General features: G+C 72.0%; 17 protein-coding genes and 1 pseudogene. 8 read left to right on the top strand and 10 right to left on the bottom strand.

The features are described 5' to 3' along the window. Positions 1-17: 17 nt before the first annotated feature. The 3 genes and pseudogenes from AB0F18_RS25780 to AB0F18_RS25770 all read right to left on the bottom strand — a co-directional run. A pseudogene (locus tag AB0F18_RS25780) lies at positions 18-1,028 on the bottom strand (beta-ketoacyl-ACP synthase III); the annotation flags it as partial. Then, positions 1,025-2,077, bottom strand: a complete 1,053-nt coding sequence (locus AB0F18_RS25775; RefSeq protein WP_362064565.1) for a ketoacyl-ACP synthase III — start codon at positions 2,075-2,077, stop codon at positions 1,025-1,027. The pseudogene AB0F18_RS25780 and the gene AB0F18_RS25775, both read right to left, overlap by 4 nt. Positions 2,078-2,109: 32 nt before the next feature. Continuing rightward, entirely contained in the window at positions 2,110-2,937 is an 828-nt protein-coding gene (locus AB0F18_RS25770; protein ID WP_362064563.1) for an arylamine N-acetyltransferase, read from the bottom strand. Positions 2,938-3,236: 299 nt separating this feature from the next. Between AB0F18_RS25770 and AB0F18_RS25765 the strand changes: the two genes are divergently transcribed. From AB0F18_RS25765 to fabG, 3 genes are read left to right on the top strand one after another with little or no spacing between them, the layout of a single operon-like run. Continuing rightward, entirely contained in the window at positions 3,237-3,692 is a 456-nt protein-coding gene (locus AB0F18_RS25765) for a hotdog fold thioesterase (RefSeq protein WP_362064561.1), read from the top strand. Positions 3,693-3,711: 19 nt separating this feature from the next. After that, a complete protein-coding gene (locus tag AB0F18_RS25760; RefSeq protein WP_362064559.1) occupies positions 3,712-4,257 on the top strand; it encodes a flavin reductase family protein in 546 nt (181 codons plus the stop codon). Between the two features lie 37 nt (positions 4,258-4,294). Beyond that, positions 4,295-4,999: a 3-oxoacyl-ACP reductase FabG gene (gene fabG, locus AB0F18_RS25755; RefSeq protein WP_362064557.1), complete on the top strand. Its 705-nt coding sequence runs from the start codon at positions 4,295-4,297 to the stop codon at positions 4,997-4,999. 82 nt (positions 5,000-5,081) lie between these two features. Here the strand turns inward: fabG and AB0F18_RS25750 are convergent, their stop codons facing one another. From AB0F18_RS25750 to AB0F18_RS25720, 7 genes are all read right to left on the bottom strand, one after another. Next, complete coding sequence (locus tag AB0F18_RS25750; protein WP_362064555.1) at positions 5,082-6,233, bottom strand: LLM class flavin-dependent oxidoreductase; 1,152 nt, start codon at positions 6,231-6,233, stop codon at positions 5,082-5,084. A gap of 23 nt (positions 6,234-6,256) precedes the next feature. After that, positions 6,257-7,480: an NAD(P)/FAD-dependent oxidoreductase gene (locus AB0F18_RS25745; protein ID WP_362064553.1), complete on the bottom strand. Its 1,224-nt coding sequence runs from the start codon at positions 7,478-7,480 to the stop codon at positions 6,257-6,259. A gap of 34 nt (positions 7,481-7,514) precedes the next feature. Further along, entirely contained in the window at positions 7,515-8,402 is an 888-nt protein-coding gene (locus AB0F18_RS25740; RefSeq protein WP_362064551.1) for a beta-ketoacyl synthase chain length factor, read from the bottom strand. Continuing rightward, positions 8,399-9,592, bottom strand: a complete 1,194-nt coding sequence (locus AB0F18_RS25735; protein ID WP_362064549.1) for a beta-ketoacyl-[acyl-carrier-protein] synthase family protein — start codon at positions 9,590-9,592, stop codon at positions 8,399-8,401. The genes AB0F18_RS25740 and AB0F18_RS25735 overlap by 4 nt, the downstream gene beginning before the upstream one ends. Further along, complete coding sequence (locus AB0F18_RS25730; RefSeq protein WP_362064547.1) at positions 9,582-9,866, bottom strand: hypothetical protein; 285 nt, start codon at positions 9,864-9,866, stop codon at positions 9,582-9,584. Before AB0F18_RS25730 ends, AB0F18_RS25735 begins: the two co-directional genes overlap by 11 nt. Beyond that, positions 9,863-10,141, bottom strand: a complete 279-nt coding sequence (locus tag AB0F18_RS25725; RefSeq protein ID WP_362064545.1) for an acyl carrier protein — start codon at positions 10,139-10,141, stop codon at positions 9,863-9,865. The genes AB0F18_RS25730 and AB0F18_RS25725 overlap by 4 nt, the downstream gene beginning before the upstream one ends. A 69-nt stretch (positions 10,142-10,210) precedes the next feature. Further along, positions 10,211-11,023, bottom strand: coding sequence for a 2-amino-3,7-dideoxy-D-threo-hept-6-ulosonate synthase (locus AB0F18_RS25720; RefSeq protein WP_362064543.1), 813 nt, complete (start codon positions 11,021-11,023; stop codon positions 10,211-10,213). Between the two features lie 261 nt (positions 11,024-11,284). On the opposite strand from AB0F18_RS25720, the gene AB0F18_RS25715 reads away from it, so the two are divergent. From AB0F18_RS25715 to AB0F18_RS25695, 5 genes are all read left to right on the top strand, one after another. Further along, positions 11,285-12,403 (top strand): 3-dehydroquinate synthase II, encoded by a 1,119-nt coding sequence (locus AB0F18_RS25715; RefSeq protein WP_362064541.1) that lies wholly within the window; start codon positions 11,285-11,287, stop codon positions 12,401-12,403. A 106-nt stretch (positions 12,404-12,509) separates the two neighbouring features. After that, a complete protein-coding gene (locus AB0F18_RS25710; RefSeq protein WP_362064539.1) occupies positions 12,510-13,922 on the top strand; it encodes a class I adenylate-forming enzyme family protein in 1,413 nt (470 codons plus the stop codon). Then, positions 13,919-14,380 (top strand): MaoC family dehydratase N-terminal domain-containing protein, encoded by a 462-nt coding sequence (locus AB0F18_RS25705; protein ID WP_362064537.1) that lies wholly within the window; start codon positions 13,919-13,921, stop codon positions 14,378-14,380. The genes AB0F18_RS25710 and AB0F18_RS25705 overlap by 4 nt, the downstream gene beginning before the upstream one ends. Beyond that, complete coding sequence (locus AB0F18_RS25700) at positions 14,377-14,820, top strand: MaoC/PaaZ C-terminal domain-containing protein (protein ID WP_362064535.1); 444 nt, start codon at positions 14,377-14,379, stop codon at positions 14,818-14,820. Before AB0F18_RS25705 ends, AB0F18_RS25700 begins: the two co-directional genes overlap by 4 nt. Then, on the top strand, positions 14,817-15,146 hold the full coding sequence (locus AB0F18_RS25695; RefSeq protein WP_362064533.1) for a chorismate mutase: 330 nt from the start codon (positions 14,817-14,819) through the stop codon (positions 15,144-15,146). Before AB0F18_RS25700 ends, AB0F18_RS25695 begins: the two co-directional genes overlap by 4 nt. The last annotated feature ends 61 nt before the right edge of the window (positions 15,147-15,207 follow it).

The raw sequence follows: 15,207 nt of genomic DNA, 5'->3' as shown, positions 1-15,207 counted from the left end.
GGTCCGGCGGGCGCCGGTGGCAGTCGGACGACCTGGCCGGCCCAGACGAGGCCGGTGCCGAAGGACAACAGCAGGGCGAGCCCGCCGGGCCTGGCCTCGCCCGAGGCGAGCAGCTCCTGGATGGCGAGCGGGATCGACACCGCGGAGGTGTTGCCGTGGATCTCGACGGTGTGGGCCACCGCGACGTGGTCGGGGATGCCGAGCTCCTTGACCAGTGCGTCGGTGATCCGCATGTTGGCCTGGTGCGGGATGAAGGAGTCCAGGTCCCCGACGGCCACGCCGGCCCGCCGCAGTGCCTGTTCGGCCACGGGGCCGAGCTGGTACGCGGCCCACCGGAACACCTCGCGGCCGTCCATGGTGATCACCGGCCAGTCGGGGGCGGGTACGTCACGCAGTGCCGCCCAGGAGCTGCTCTGCCGGATGGTCTCCTTGTGCGAGCCGTCGGAACCCCAGACCACCGGACCCACGCCCGGCTCGTCGCAGGGCCCGACCACAGCGGCGCCGGCTCCGTCGCCGAAGAGGAAGGCGGTGTCCCTGTCCTCCTGGTCGAGCAGCTCCGAGAGCCGTTCCACCGCGATGACCAGGACGTACCGAGCGCTCCCGGCGGCCACCATGTCGGACGCCAGCGACAACCCGTAGCAGAAGCCGGCGCAGCCGGCCGAGATGTCGAAGGCGCCCGGTGCGGTGGCGCCGATCCGGTGTGCGACGCCGGCCGCGAGGGACGGGAACTGGTGCAGGTGGGAGACCGTGGACACGATCACGCATCCGACCTGGGCGGCGGTGATCCCGGCGTGCTCCAGCGCCCGTTCGGCTGCGGTGGCGGCCATGAATTCCACCGTCTCCGTCGGCTCGGCCCAGTAGCGGACCCGGATCCCGGAGCGGCTGCGGATCCATTCGTCCGAACTGTCGATCCGCTCGCAGAGCATCTCGTTGGTGACCTGCCGCGACGGCAGGTAGGTGCCGATGCCGAGCAGGCCCGTCAGGGCTCCCGTGAGGACGGGGCCGCCGTCCGGGGGCGGGGTGTTCACGCGGCCGTCACCGCCTCGAAGTCCTCCGGCCCGCACCAGCGGACCAGCGCCGCGCCGATGCTCAGCCCGGAACCGAATGCGGCGAGCACCACCTGGTCGCCCGGGGAGAGCCGGCCGAGGTCCTCCGCCTCCCTCAGCACCAGCGGGACGCTGGCTCCCGAGGTGTTCCCGTACTTCTGGATGTTGGTGACCGTACGGTCGTCGGGTACGCCGAGGGCGGCCATGATGCCGCGGACGATGTAGAGGTTCGCCTGGTGCAGGGCGAACAGGTCGACGTCCGCGAGGTCCTCTCCGGCCCGGTCGAGCAACTCCTTGATGACCTTCGGCACTTCGCCGACGGCGAAGTCGTGCACGGCCTTGCCGGAGAGCGTGGCGAAGTTGTCGCCGAAGGCGCTGGTCAGCGGGCTGCCGTCGCGCCGGGTCCGCTTCTCGCGGGCCACCCAGACCGCCTGGTAGCGGGACGGGTCGCTGTGCAGCAGGGTGGGGCCGACGCCCCGGTCGGGACGGCAGCGCTCCAGCAGGTAGCAGGCCGCGCCGTCGCCGAAGATCACCGCCGGTCCGGGGTCCTTCCAGTCCATGGTCCGGGTGTTGACGTCGGCGAGCACCACGGCGATCCGGCGGTACTCACCGGAGGCGAGGTACTTGGCGCCGACGTCGAGGGCGAACACGCCTCCCGGGCAGGCCCCGCTGTTGACGTCGAATCCGGTGGCCCCGTGCGCGCCGGCCTTCTCGATCACCAGCATGGCCGTGGGCGGGGCCATGTTGTCCGGCGTGTACGTTCCGCAGATGACGAGGTCCACCTCGGAGGGGCTGACGCCCGCCCGCGCACACGCGTCCTTGAGCGCCGCGGCCCCCAGGTCCGAGGTCCACTCGTCCTCTGCGGCGACCCGGCGGGTCTCCACGCCGATGTTCTCCCTGATCCAGTCGTCCCGGGTGAGGAGGATCCGCTCCAGGTCGGCATTGCTGACAGCCTTCTCGGGGAGATATCCGCCGACCGCCCGAATTCCCACGCCCCAGGACCGCGTCAGCGGCGTTCCGGATATGTCCATTCGAGGTTTCCTGTTCATTTCCATGAGACGGTTCAGATGATTCGGCGCGCGTTCTCCCGCCGGTTTGCCCTGGCTTTTCGCCAGGCGTCGACCGCGTCCGCCAGAAGGTGCTGGTGGCCGGCCAGAACCTCGCCCAGGGCCTGTTCCGCCTCATGCGCGTCGGCGAGGTAGTCGATGGTGTGGGTGCCGTTTCGGGCCCGGATGACGTTGTCGCCCAGGACGATGACCTTGCCGTCGGGCAGGGTGCGGGAGCAGAGCAGGCTGCCGGTGAGCGGGGAGTCCTCCGCACCGAGGTGGAAGTCGATGATCCACTCGTAGTCGGGAATCTCCAGCGGCTGCTCCGCGAAGCGGTAGACCGGGGCCCAGACGCCGTCCGCGCCGGCGCGCATCAGGGTCGCGCCGCCGTCCTCGTCCGCCACGCGGAACGTCCAGCCGGCCTGCTGCTGCGGCTTGCCGGAGATGTCCAGGGGCCCGGGTGCGGAGATCATCAGGAAGCCCACGTCGACCAGCCAGGTCGTGCCCCCGGCGTCCACCAGGAGCACCAGGTGGTCCCAGTGCGGCCACCACTCGCCGCCGACCCGCCACATCTGCGCGGCCACCAGCCGCACTTCGAACCCCACGGCCCGCAGGAAGCGGCCGAACAGCGGAGTGGCCTCCAGGCAGGTACCACCGCGGCGCCGACGCACCAGCTTGTCGAAGATGTCGGTGTGCCCCAGCGCCGGCCGGACGCCTTCGAGTGATTCGAACATCTCGTAGGGGACGGAGCGCAAGTGGGCCGTCACCAGGGCGCGCAGGCAGTCCACGGTCGGCTCGACCGGGCCCTCGTGGCCCAGCCGGTGGAGGTATTCGTCCCAGGGCAACTGCTCGGAACCTTGAGACGTGGAGAAATGGGACGAGAATTCCAAGGGGTTCTCCGGTAGCTCGGGATGCGGGAGTCGAGCGGTTCCACCAAACATTGCCGGGATGAATCCTGGGGGACCGGATTCGCGCTTATAAGACCCGACTGCCCTGCTCGATCGTCCACCCCGATGCCTTCGGCACCGGTGAGATTCGGGTACCTGGATCAGGTCTTGGCCGAGGCTGCTCGGGCGCGCGACAGTACGGAATGCGCCCGGTGGCGAACTCCGCTCGGGCCCCCGTGACCCAGGAGAAGTGACCTATGGAGAGCAAGGCTGTGGAGCCCGTCGCGGCCGGGCCGGAACCGGGCCTGCCGCCCCGGAGCCTCCTGTCCGTTCCGCCGAGGCTGGCGGACCGGCAGCTGGCCACGCGGATGGGCATCGAGATCGTGTCGTGGGACGCGGACCGCCTGGTGGGCACGATGCCCGTGGACGGCAACCAGCAGCCGTTCGGCTGGCTGCACGGTGGTGCGAACGCCGTGCTCGCGGAGACCCTCGGCTCGGTCGCGGCGGGGATCCACGTCGCGCCCAGGGGGACGGTGGCGGGGCTCGAACTGTCCTGCACCCATCACCGATCGGCCCGCAGCGGCATCGTGACCGGCGTCTGCACCCCCCTGCAACAGGGGGACCGGGTGGCGACGTACCAGGTTTCCATCACCGACGACCAGGGCCGGCTCACCTGTACGGCCCGGTTGACCTGCCTGGTGTACAAGCGCTGAACCCGAGAGAGGCGAAAGCATGTCCATCCACGTAGCGCACCTGCCGGGCGGCGGGGGCGGCCCGGCCGCCTGTGCGGTGCCGGACGCCGCCGTCTTCCGCCGGGCGATGGGCCTGTTGCCCACCGGCGTGACGGTGATCACGGCCGGCAGCGGCAGGGCGACCGAGGCGGTGACCGCGAGCTCGGTCACCTCGGTCTCGCTCGACCCTCTGATGGTGCTGGTGAGCATCGGGGCCGGCGGACGGATCCGCGGCGCGATCGAGGCCTCCGGCGGCTTCGCCGTGAACGCTCTGGCCGAAGACCAGGAGGAGCTGTCCGTGGTGTTCGCCGCGCGGGACCGGCCGCGCGGGCTGCCGGCGCAGGAGCGCCTCGGCGGGTGGGTGGGCGACAGCGGGCACGTACTGCTCCCCGGCGCCGTGTTCTCGCTGGAGTGCCGGACCGAGCACCGCTACCCCGGTGGCGACCACGTGCTCTTCCTCGGCCGGGTCGACGCGGTGCACGTGGCCGACCCCGTCCGCCGGCCGCTGATCCACCATCAGGGCGCCTACACCGCCCTCAAGCACTGACGCATCCGTGAACCACCTCAAGAAGGAGCACAGGACAGTGGGACGTTCCGTACTGGTCACAGGCGGCAACCGCGGCATCGGGCTCGCAGTGGCCCGGAGGTTCGCCGCGCACGGCGACCGCGTGGCGGTCACCCACCGCGGCACAGGCGCTCCGGAGGGCCTGCTCGGCGTCAAGTGCGACGTCACGGACAGCGCACAGGTGGCCCGGGCCTTCGCCGAGGCCGAGGCGGCGAACGGACCGGTGGAAGTCCTCGTGGCGAACGCCGGCATCACCGACGACGGGCTCTTGATGCGGATGGACGACGAGCAGTTCCTCCGCGTCCTCGAAACCAACCTCGGCGGGGCCTTCCGCGTCGCCCGCCAGGCTGCCGTGGACATGGTGCGCAAGCGGAGCGGGCGGATGGTCTTCCTGTCCTCCGTGGCCGGCCTGCGCGGCTCTCCGGGCCAGGCCAACTACGCCGCCAGCAAGGCCGGCATGGTGGGCATGGCCCGCTCCCTGGCCCGTGAGTTCGGCCCGCGCGGCATCACAGTGAACGTGGTCGCCCCCGGACTCGTGGACACCGACATGACCGAGGGGCTCGGTGAGCAGCGCAGGGCGCAGATCCTCGGCGAGGTGCCGCTCGGCCGCAGCGCCTCCCCCGAGGAGGTCGCCGAGGCGGTCTTCTGGCTGGCCTCGCCAGAGGCGGCCTACGTCACCGGGGCCGTCCTGCCGGTGGACGGCGGACTGGGCATGGGGCACTGAAGCCGCCGGCACCACGGGTCGGGCGTCGGCCCCCGGAGACCTCCGGGGGCCGACGCCCGACTTCGCCGTCCCCGCCCTGCCGCTACTTCGGAGCGGCGACCGGGCGGCCGAGCAGCGTGGCACCGTGCTGCTCCGCCCAGGCGCGGGTCTGCTCGGACGTCCACTGCTGGGAGGCCGTCAGCCCGCGCAGCGAGCCGTTGAACCGGGGCGCGACGAACCGGGCGAGCAGCTCGAAACTGCGCTTCATCCGCTCCCGGGAGGCCCAGTCCTGGACCGTCACCAAGAGCCGGCCGAAGCCGCCGGTGGCCTCGCGGACGCGCTCGACCGCCAGGATGGCGTCGTCGACCGAGCCGATGATCGCGCCGTGGTTCTCGACTGCGGCCTCAAGCGCCTTGCGGGCGTCGGCCCGGGACAGCGCGATCGGCAACCCCAGGGTCTGCGCCCAGTACTCGTTGCGGTACCGGAGCCACCCCTCGACCACGTCGGTGAAGGCTTCTTCCCTGGTCTCGGCGATGTGCACCGGAAGGGTGATCCGCCAGTCGGCGCGGTTCGCGGTACGGCCGTGCTCGGCGGCGGACTCCTCGGCGTGCTCCCACTGCGCCCGCAGGTCGCTGGGCGAGGTGCCCGGACGCGGCGTGCCCAGCGAGAGCGCACCGGCGCCGTGCTTGCCCGCCAGCCGCATCCCGCTCGGGGTGGAGGCGCTGGAGACGGCCACCGGCAGGCCGGTGCGGGAGTACGGACGCACCTGGAGCCTGGCGTCGCGCAGTTCGAACCAGTCGGTGCGCCGGGTCAGCGGCTCCTCGCTGTTCAGCAGGTGGAGGATGACCTCCAGCGCCTCCGCGGTGCGGGACCGGGTGTCGGCCGGGTCTATGCCGAGGATGTGCATGTCCGAGGGGAGCGAGCCGGCTCCGACCCCGAGCATGAAGCGGCCCCGGGTCATGTGGTCGAGCTGGACCGCGCGCGAGGCGACCATGAAGGGGTGGTGGTACGGGAGGCTGGTGACGCCGGTGCCCAGCTTGATGTGCCGGGTGCGCTCTGCGGCCGCGGCGATGAAGAGCTCGGGCGAGCTGATCACGCCCCAGCCGGCCGAGTGGTGCTCGCCCACCCAGAACTCGTCGAAGCCGAGCTGGTCGAGCCACTCGATCAGCTCCATGTCCCGCCACATGCTCAGGGTCGGGTCTTCGCCGAGCGGGTGGAGCGGCGAGAGGAACGCGCCGAAGCCGATCCGGTCCATCTGTGACTCCTTACGGTGGTGTGTCAGTGGTTCGTGTGGCCGCCGGACCGCGGCTGGTTCGCCATGGCCCGTGCGAGCAGCGGCCTGATGTCCGGCTGGCCGAGTGCGAGCACCTCGAACTCGGGCGCCCGCTCCCGTTCCGGCGCCGCCTGCGCCGCGCTGGCGGGGGTGTTGGTGGCCTGGAGTGCCTGGAGGCTCTCGATGTACGGCCGGCGCACCCGTTCGAACTCGTCGAGTCCGTGGGGGCCGTGGCCGTTCAGGGCGTCGTCGACGGCTTCCGCCAGGCAGACCGCGTCCTGGAGTGAGGTGTTCATGCCCTGACCCGCGAAGGCGTGCATGCCGTGCGCGCTGTCGCCGAGCAGCACCACGTTCCCCGACGTCCAGGTCTCGGCCCGGACCGAATGGTGCTGGACGCGGCGGACCTGGTCCCAGTCGGTGATGTGCTGCGCCAGCCAGGGTCCCAGCCGGGGCACCACGTCGGACCACACCTTCACCAGACCCTCGACCGGACCGTCCAGCACACCGGCGGCCGTGGCGGCGTCGGTGATCCACACGATCACCAGTCCGTCCTCGCCGCGGCGGGTCTCCAGTAGATAGCCGTGCGAGCCGAAGTGCGCCCGGGTCAGCTCGTCCCAGTCCGGGGGGATCGGCACGCCCGCGTCCAGGTACGCGCCGCCCGAGGCCGTGACCTCGGCGGCGATCCCGGCCAGCTCGCGGACCGCGGAGTTGCGGCCGTCCGCCGCCAGCAGGTACGCCGGGTGGTACTCCCGGCTCCCGGCCGGCGTACGCACCGTCAGGGATCGGGTGCCACCGCGCGGCCCGCCCAGCTCCTCGACCTCGGCGCCCCAGACCATCCGGACGTCGGGCAGCTCGGCCAGTTCGGCCAGCATTCCGTCGATCAGCGCGCCGGGCCGCAGCGACAGCGCGTACGGGACGGGGCAGTCGGCCAGTTCCTCGTACCGGTACCGCCCCGCGAGCCGGCCGCCGAAGTACGCTTGGGCGCCCAGCAGCCGACCGGCGCCGGCCGACGCCGCACCGAGCAGGCCGGCCTGCTCCAGCAGCCCCAGGGTGACCGGCTGCACCATGACGGACCCGCCGGCCGCCGGTGCGGCGCCGCCCGGGTCGGGGCGGCGCTCCACCACCGTGACCCGGCGGCCCCGGCGGCCGAGCAGCAGCGCCGCCAGCAGCCCCGCCGGTCCGGCACCGACCACGCAGACGTCGGGTGCGAACTCGTTGTCCTCGGACACTGTGGATCCTCTTCCTCTTCCGATGGGCGGGATGTCAGCGGGTGGCGGGGCCCACCAGGAAGCGGCTCGGGCCGGTGCTGTGGATCACCGCTCGTGTCACCCGCCCCGTCCTGACCCGCTCGGCGGCCTGCGCCGTCTCGACGAGGGCCCTCAGCCAGCCGAAGGCCGCCGCCCACGACGGGGTCGAGCCGGCCTCCCGGTCCGGCTGTCCGGGCAGGCTCCGCAGCTCGGGCGCATCCGCTCCGGCTCCGGCGCGGCGCAGGAGCAGGGCCACGGCGGCGTCCCCGGCGGGCAGGGGATCGAGGCCGTCCTCGGCGCCGGTGAGGCCCTGCACCCAGGTGGCCCGCTCGTGGGGCTCGATCTCCACCCCGATCACCAGGACTTGTTCCACGTCTTCCTGGTCGAGCAGCAGGTCGGCCGCCCGGAGGGCTTCGGCGGCCGTGTCGTGGCCGGCCGAGAGACAGGTGATCTGTCCGGTGATGCCGTACTGCTTGGTCAGGTAGCCGAGGATGGACGTGGTGACGGACTGGAAGAACAGCAACGGACTGTGCACGTGGCCGGCGACGAGGCGCTGTGTCGCCGTGTCCGTGGTCGTGGTGTCGCCGAAGAGGGTGGCCAGCACGACCGCGGTCCGGGGGCCGGCGGCACCGACCAGGTCGTGCGGGGTGCCGGGCGCTCCGAGGCAGGCGGTCACCACGTCGTGGACCAGGGGGCTGAACCGGGAGACCACGAAGCCGACCACCTTGGGCAGTTCGACGTCGGCGGCTCCGGGGAGACCGGCCGCGGCGTCTCCCCACGGGGTCCGGCAGGCCGCGCCCGCGATGGAACGCGGTGTGGTGAGCACGGGGGGCATGCGGGCGTCCTCTCGGATCTGCGGATGGTGTCCGTGGTCGGCTTCGCCGTACACGTCGGGGGCCGTCATGCGCGTTCCAGCAGCAGGGCCGCGTTGACCCCGCCGAAGGCGGCGTTGAGCGAGAGGGCGTGACGGATGCGGGCCGGGCGGGCCGTGCCGGGGATGTGGTCCAGGTCGCAGGCGGGGTCCGGGTCGGTCAGGCCCGCCGTGGGCGGGAGTACGCCGTCGCGCAGGGCGAGCAGCGTGATCACGGCCTCGACGGCCCCGGTGGCCTCCAGCATGTGGCCGGTGCTGCTCTTGGTGCTGCTGACCGGGACACCGGCCGCGTGCGGGCCGAGGATCCGGTGCAGTGCGGCCGTTTCCGCCACGTCGTTCAGCGGCGTGCCCGTGCCGTGCGCGTTGATGTAGCCGAGTTGCTCCGGTGCGACGCCGGCGCGGCGCAGTGCGGCGTCCGCGGCCGCCGCGAGGCCCATGCCCTGCGGGTGCGGCTGGATGACGTGGTGGGCGTCGGCGGCCATGCCCCATCCGGCGACACGGGCCAGTACCTCGCTCCCGCGGGCACGTGCGCGGGCGGCGTCCTCCAGGACCAGCACCGCCGCCCCGTCGCCCTGCAGCAGACCGTCCCGGTCCGCCGAGAAGGGCCGGAGGGCCCCCCGCCGGCTGAGTGCCTTGCCCGAGTCGAACTTGGCGAAGACGTCCTCGGTCACCAGGTAGGCCCCGCCACAGACGACCGTATGCGCGACGCCGCTCCTGATCAGCTCCGCGCCGTGCGCGATCGCGTTGGTGGAGGCGACGCACGCGTTCACGAACGCCAGCCTGGGGTGCCCCAGGCCGAGCTCCTCGCCCAGGCGGTGTGCGAGCCGGGCGGGCAGGCTGTCCAGCATCCGCCGGTCCGCCGGATCACGGCCGGCCGCCTGGTCCTCCCAGAAGGTACGGGCGGCCGCGTAGTCGCCGTTCGTGCCGAGCACCACCGGGGCGCCCGCTCCGTCCGTCCCCGCCATCCGCAGTGCCTCGACGGCACATGCCCGGAGCACCTCGGCCTGGGTCGGGGTGTAACCGGGCTTGACCGGCACGTCCGGAATGCAGGCTCCGTCGCCTTCGTAGGTCGCCGCGTACTTCGCCCGGTAGGGGGTGGGGTCGAACCGGCTGACCGGGGTGAATCCGGTCCGGCCCGCGAACACGCCGTCGCGCAGGGCGTCGGCGCCGAATCCGAATGCGGTGAGCACGCCGAACCCGGTGATGGCCACCTCACGCGTCATGGGCGACCTCCCTGGACGTGGCGCGGGTCAGCCGACGGTGAAGCTCGCTCACCGAGGTACAGGAGGCCAGTTCCTCCTCGTCGTCCGGCCCGATCGTGATGCCGTGCTGCTCCTGGAGCAGGTGCACCAGCCAGACCAGGGTCATCGAGTCGAGGACGAAGGCCTCGTCAACCGCGGAGTCCGGGGAATCCGGGGAGTCCGCAGCCTCCCCGGGGTCCTGGGTGAGGGCGCCGCAGTCGCGCAGCATCCGCACGACGTCCTGGCCGGAGATCACTGAGCCGCCCCTCCCACGGTCACGCGGGTCCGCCGCTCCACAACGACCGCCACGAGCTCACCGAGGGTGGAGACCACCTTGGGGTCCAGTTCGGACTCGGGCAGCTCGATGCCGTACTCGCCCTCCAGTTGCAGCATCAGCTCGATCGTGGCGAGGGATTCCAGGCCCAGGCCCTCGTCACCGAGCGGCGTCAGGTCGTCGGTCTCGTCCGGGAGCGGCAGGTTGATCACGTCGCGCACCACGGAGAGCACGAACGCACGGGTCTCATCATGCATGGGTCGTTCCTTAGACAGTCGGGTGGGCAGGAGCGGGAGCCGGGGCGCATCGGCCCCCTTGCGGCCCTCTTACGGGACGACGGCCGCGATCCGGCCGGTCAGCAGCTCCGAGGGGTCGGGCAACCCGTGGATCACCGAGGCGAGTTCCCGGACCGCCTTGACGGGCTCGGGGTGCTGGAAGACGCCCCGGCCGACGGCCAGACCGCTGGCGCCGGCCGCCACGGCGGAGGCCGCGAACTCGCTGAGCGCGGCTCCGCGCGCCGGCCCGCCGGCGAGCAGCACGGGGATCGGGCAGCTCTCGACGATCTCGGCCATCCGCTCCAGCGGCTCGGGCCACGCGGTCTTCACCAAGGTGGCGCCGAGGTCCGCCGCGACGTTCACCACATGGGCGAGCAGCGCGGGTTCGTGCGGGTCGGCGATCCGCGGGCCGCGCGGGTAGACCATGGCCAGCAGGGGAACGTTCCACCGCTGGCAGGCGTCGGCCACCGAACCGAGGTCGGCGAGCTGTGCGGCCTCCGTGTCGGATCCGATGTTGACGTGCACGCTCACCGCGTCCGCGCCGAGCCGTACGGCCTCCTCCACGTCGCCGACCAGGACCTTCGCGTCGCCGTCGAGGGCGTGCGGTGTGCTCGCGCTGAGGTGGATGATCAGGGAGCACTCCCGGAGCAGCCCGGGATCCACCATCCTGGCCCGTCCCTTGTGCACGACGATCGCATCGGCTCCGCCCGCCACCACGTCGCCCACCAGCCTGTTGAAGCGACCGGCGTGGATGATCGGGCCGTCGGCCACCGAGTGGTCCATCGGTACGAAGAGGTACCGCCCGCCCCGATGCCGGGAGAGCCGGGCCAGCCGAACGGCGAGGCCGTCGGACAGTGCAGTCATACTCCATCAACTCCTGGTTTCCGTGGGATCTCGCCACACCTCGGCAGGCATCTGGAGTCTGGCCCGGACGCGGACGAGGTACAGCCCCCGAATGGAGCCTCTGTAAGGCAGTCACGGACAGCGCGATGGAGGTAGCCGGACAGGCAGGTGGGGACCGCGGCGGGCGGACCCGGTCGAGTAGTCCTATCGAGCATGTCGGGCACCGGTGCGCCGGTGCGAGGGTTTTGGCAGCCAAGTGTGCCGATCCCAGGGATGGTAGTTGTGAAATTCGCATGGGTTGATCTCCGCTCCGTCGCCGCCGACCAGCGGGAGGCGATCGTGGACGCCACGGTTCACGCGCGGCTGGCCGGCGTTCTGGACGACCGGCTCGAGACGCTCGCGACCCTGCCGCCGACGGTGCAGAAGCTGCTGGTCGCCGAGCCCGGGGCTACGCTCGCGCCGGAGGCGGAGGACGTCGCCGACGTGGTGCTCACCCGGGTCGGGAGCACCGCGGAGCTGGAGAAGCTGAAGCTGGCCGCAGCCGACCGGCCCGCCCGGTCCGGCGCCTTCGTGGAGGTCGTCGACGACCCCACCCTCAAGGTGGCCTGCGCCGCGGCGCAGGCGCTGGAGTACACGGTGGTGAAGTTCCGCGACCCGACCAAGATCCCGCTGGAGATCGTCATCGCGGCCGCCGACAAGTCCCCGGGGCGGCTCATCTGCGAGGCCGGCGACCTTGAGGAGGCCGGCATCATCGTGGACGTCCTGGAGAAGGGCTCGGACGGTCTGCTCCTGGCCCCCAAGGACGCCAACGACGTCTTCGGTCTCACCTCGCTGCTGGCGAGCACCACCCCGGACCTGGAGCTGACCACCCTCACCGTGGAGTCCATCGAGCACAACGGTCTGGGCGACCGCGTGTGCGTCGACACCTGCACGCACTTCGAGAAGGACGAGGGCATCCTCGTGGGCTCGTACGCGCACGGCTTCGTGCTGTGCGTGAGCGAGACCCATCCGCTCCCGTACATGCCGACCCGGCCGTTCCGGGTGAACGCCGGTGCTCTGCACTCCTACGTCATGGGGGCGGACAACCGCACGAACTACCTGAGCGAGCTCAAGGCCGGCAGCACCGTGCTCGGTGTCACGGCCGACGGGCGGACCCGGCGGATCGTCGTGGGCAGGGTCAAGCTGGAATCGCGTCCGCTGCTGACGATCCGGGCGAAGTCGGAGAGCGGCGTCGAGGTCAGCCTGACGCTGCAGGACGACTGGCACGTCCGCGTGCTGGGTCCCGGCGCGACGGTGCTGAACTGCACCGAACTCAAGGCCGGGGACAAGTTGCTCGGCTACCTCGCCACCGACAAGCGCCACGTCGGCTGGCCGGTGGGCGAGTTCTGCATCGAGAAGTGACCGACGCCCTGCGTACCACCCGGTGGTCCCGGCGCGCCGCGCCGGGACCACCGGCGTCTGTCCCCGACACCACGGCCTCCAAGGATCCTGACGGAAGGAAGACGCGATGGCTGCCGCCACGGACTTCAGCACCTGGCTCGGCGCTCTCCTGTCGGACGAGGAAAGTTTCGGCGATGTGTGGGCCCACGGCGAGACCGTGGTCACCCGGGAAAGGCTGCGGGCCGAGACCGAGCGAGCGCTCGGCACCCTCCGCGCGCACGGGATATCGGGCGGCAGCGCGGTCGCCGTCCAGGTCCAGCCGAGTTTCACCCTGCTCTGGTCGGTCTTCGCACTGTGGTCCGCGGGGGCGCAGGTGATGCTCCTCGACCCGCGGCTGACGGCCGCCGAGACCACCCGGCTGCTCGAACTGTGCGAGCCGCAGTTCCACCTGACGTCCGGTCCGGCCGGCCGGGCGGTGGCCGGCTTCCGGGACGAGGTCGAGGTGGTGGTGGAGCGCCGCCCGACCGGCCGGGCCGCGCAGAGCGGCCACTGCCTGCTCCAGTTCAGCTCGGGCTCCACCGGACTGCCCAAGGTGATCGGCCGCACCGGCCGGTCGCTGCTCGAAGAGGTGGACCGCTTCGCGGGCCTGCCCGACATGCCGAAGCGGGGCGAGAACCTGCTCCTGCTCAGCTCGCTCGTGCACTCCTTCGGCCTGATCGGCGGCGTACTGCACGCGCTGTCCACCGGGGTCACGCTGCACTTCGCCGTGCGTCCGCAGCCGTACGAACTGCTGGCGCTGATGGCCGAGCGTCCGGTGGACGCCGTGTTCGGGGTGCCGGTCCACTTCGACCTGCTCAGCCGGGCGGCCACTGTGCCGCCGATGCCGGCCCTGCGGCTGGCCGTCTCCGGGGGCGAGGCGCTGTCCTCCGAGGTGTTCACCCGCTTCGAGGAGCGGTACGGCATCCGCGTGGGCCAGGCCTACGGCATGACCGAGGCCGGCATCATCGCGGTCGACCTGACCGGGGAACACGGCTCACCGGCGGTGGGGGTGCCCGCACCGGGTGTCAAGACCGCCGTGGTGGAGGGGACGCTGCGGGTGTGGCTGCCCGAGAACCCGTACCTGCACACCGACCGTGCCGAGCGGTACGCGGACGGCTGGCTGAACACGTACGACCGCTGCTCGGTCCGGCCCGGCTCCGGAGTGCTGGAGATCAACGGGCGAGCCGACTCCATGGTGGCCATCGGCGGGCTCAAGGTCGACCTCTCGGAGGTCGAGGCGGTGCTGCTGGAGCATCCGGCCGTCACCGAGGCCGTCGTGGTCTTCGGCGAGGCGGTCGAAGCCCACGTGGTCGCGAAGGGCAACCTGCCGAAGCGGGAGCTGCTGGACTGGTGCCGGACCCGACTGAGCCCGCACAAGATCCCCAAGGCCTTCCACTTCAGCCCCGCCGCGCTGCCGCGCACCTCCAACGGCAAACTGATCCGCAACCGCGAACTCCTGCACGCCGCACGGGAGAAGGGCCGCTCGGCGGTGATCCGATGATCGATCCGAGCTTCGTGGGCAGCACATCCACACCGTTCACGATGGAAGTGGAGCGCGGCAGGCTGCTGATGTTCAACCGTGTGGTGCAGACGGCCGAGCCGGTGTTCACCGATCCCGTGGCCGCCCGGCAGGCCGGGCATCCGGACCTGCCCGTGCCGCCGACCTTCCTCTTCGGCCTCGACCTGGCCGATCCGTCGGACCTGCTGGCCGGCATGGGCGTGGACCTCTCCCGGGTCCTGCACGTGGAACAGGGGTTCGTCTACCACCGGACGGCGTACGCGGGTGAGACGCTCACCTTTGCGCCGGTGATCACGGACATCTACTCCCGCCAGGGCGGGGCACTGGAGTTCGTCGTCCGCGACACGGCGGTGACGGGCGCCGACGGCGAGCCCGTGGCGGACCTCCACCAAGTGATAGCCGTACGCGGCGCGGCCTCCGACGAGGAGGCGGGGTCATGACCGTCTTCTCCCTCGCGACGGCGGAAGTCGGCACCGAGCTCCCCGAGTTGCCGGAGTTGCAGGTCAGCCGGACGCTGCTCGCGCTCTTCGCAGGCGCCTCCGGCGACCACAACCCGATCCACATCGACTCGGACGCCGCCCGTGCGGCCGGCCTGGACGACGTCATCGCCCACGGCATGCTGTCCATGGCCCTGCTGGGGCGGCTGCTCACCGCCTGGGTGCCGATCGAGGACCTGCTGTCCTTCCGGGTCCGCTTCTCGGCGGTCACCCCGGTCCACGCATGGCTGCGCTGCACGGCCCGTGTCACGGCGATCGACGAGGACGGGGCGCTGCGCCGGGCTCGTCTGGCCGTCACCGTGCGCGTCGCGGACGGTCCCGTCACGGTGCGCGGAGAGGCCTTCGTCCGGCTTCCGGGAACGGGGAACGGAGCGGGGACATGAACCGGATCCCGGCATGCGACGAGCGCATCGCGAAGCAGCACGCGTACATCGGGGAGCTCGACGATTCCCTCATCGGTCTGATCCTTCAGCGAATCGAAGCGATGGGGGAACTCGCCTCCCTGCGCCGGGAGCTCGGAGCGCCCACCGTCGACCTCTCCCGGGAGAACGACGTCCTGCGCAGTTACCGCGCGGCCCTCGGCCGGCCCGGCACCTCACTGGCGCTGCTGCTCCTCGGGCTGGGCCGGGCCGGGGGCCGGGCCCCCGCCGAGGGCCCACCGGGCGGACCGGTCAGACCGGGCGGACCGGTCAGACCGGCTCACGAATAGAAAGGGTGGGGGCCCGCGGGGGGGGGCCGGGCGGGCGCGGGCCGGGTGCGGGGGAGACGGC

The organism is Streptomyces sp. NPDC029216 (genome assembly GCF_040648015.1).
In the GTDB taxonomy this organism is placed as follows: domain Bacteria; phylum Actinomycetota; class Actinomycetes; order Streptomycetales; family Streptomycetaceae; genus Streptomyces.
The sequence above is the reverse complement of the archived record's forward strand: the minus strand, read 5'-3'. Positions and strand labels throughout refer to the sequence as shown.

Excerpts from the sequence above, each read along its gene's own strand:
- AB0F18_RS25775 (WP_362064565.1), bottom strand. The coding sequence starts at position 2,077 with ATGGACATATCCGGAACGCCGCTGACGCGGTCCTGGGGCGTGGGAATT.
- AB0F18_RS25765 (WP_362064561.1), top strand. The coding sequence starts at position 3,237 with ATGGAGAGCAAGGCTGTGGAGCCCGTCGCGGCCGGGCCGGAACCGGGC.
- AB0F18_RS25760 (WP_362064559.1), top strand. The coding sequence starts at position 3,712 with ATGTCCATCCACGTAGCGCACCTGCCGGGCGGCGGGGGCGGCCCGGCC.
- AB0F18_RS25750 (WP_362064555.1), bottom strand. The coding sequence starts at position 6,233 with ATGGACCGGATCGGCTTCGGCGCGTTCCTCTCGCCGCTCCACCCGCTC.
- AB0F18_RS25740 (WP_362064551.1), bottom strand. The coding sequence starts at position 8,402 with ATGACGGCCCCCGACGTGTACGGCGAAGCCGACCACGGACACCATCCG.
- AB0F18_RS25735 (WP_362064549.1), bottom strand. The coding sequence starts at position 9,592 with ATGACGCGTGAGGTGGCCATCACCGGGTTCGGCGTGCTCACCGCATTC.
- AB0F18_RS25725 (WP_362064545.1), bottom strand. The coding sequence starts at position 10,141 with ATGCATGATGAGACCCGTGCGTTCGTGCTCTCCGTGGTGCGCGACGTG.
- AB0F18_RS25720 (WP_362064543.1), bottom strand. The coding sequence starts at position 11,023 with ATGACTGCACTGTCCGACGGCCTCGCCGTTCGGCTGGCCCGGCTCTCC.
- AB0F18_RS25710 (WP_362064539.1), top strand. The coding sequence starts at position 12,510 with ATGGCTGCCGCCACGGACTTCAGCACCTGGCTCGGCGCTCTCCTGTCG.
- AB0F18_RS25705 (WP_362064537.1), top strand. The coding sequence starts at position 13,919 with ATGATCGATCCGAGCTTCGTGGGCAGCACATCCACACCGTTCACGATG.
- AB0F18_RS25700 (WP_362064535.1), top strand. The coding sequence starts at position 14,377 with ATGACCGTCTTCTCCCTCGCGACGGCGGAAGTCGGCACCGAGCTCCCC.
- AB0F18_RS25695 (WP_362064533.1), top strand. The coding sequence starts at position 14,817 with ATGAACCGGATCCCGGCATGCGACGAGCGCATCGCGAAGCAGCACGCG.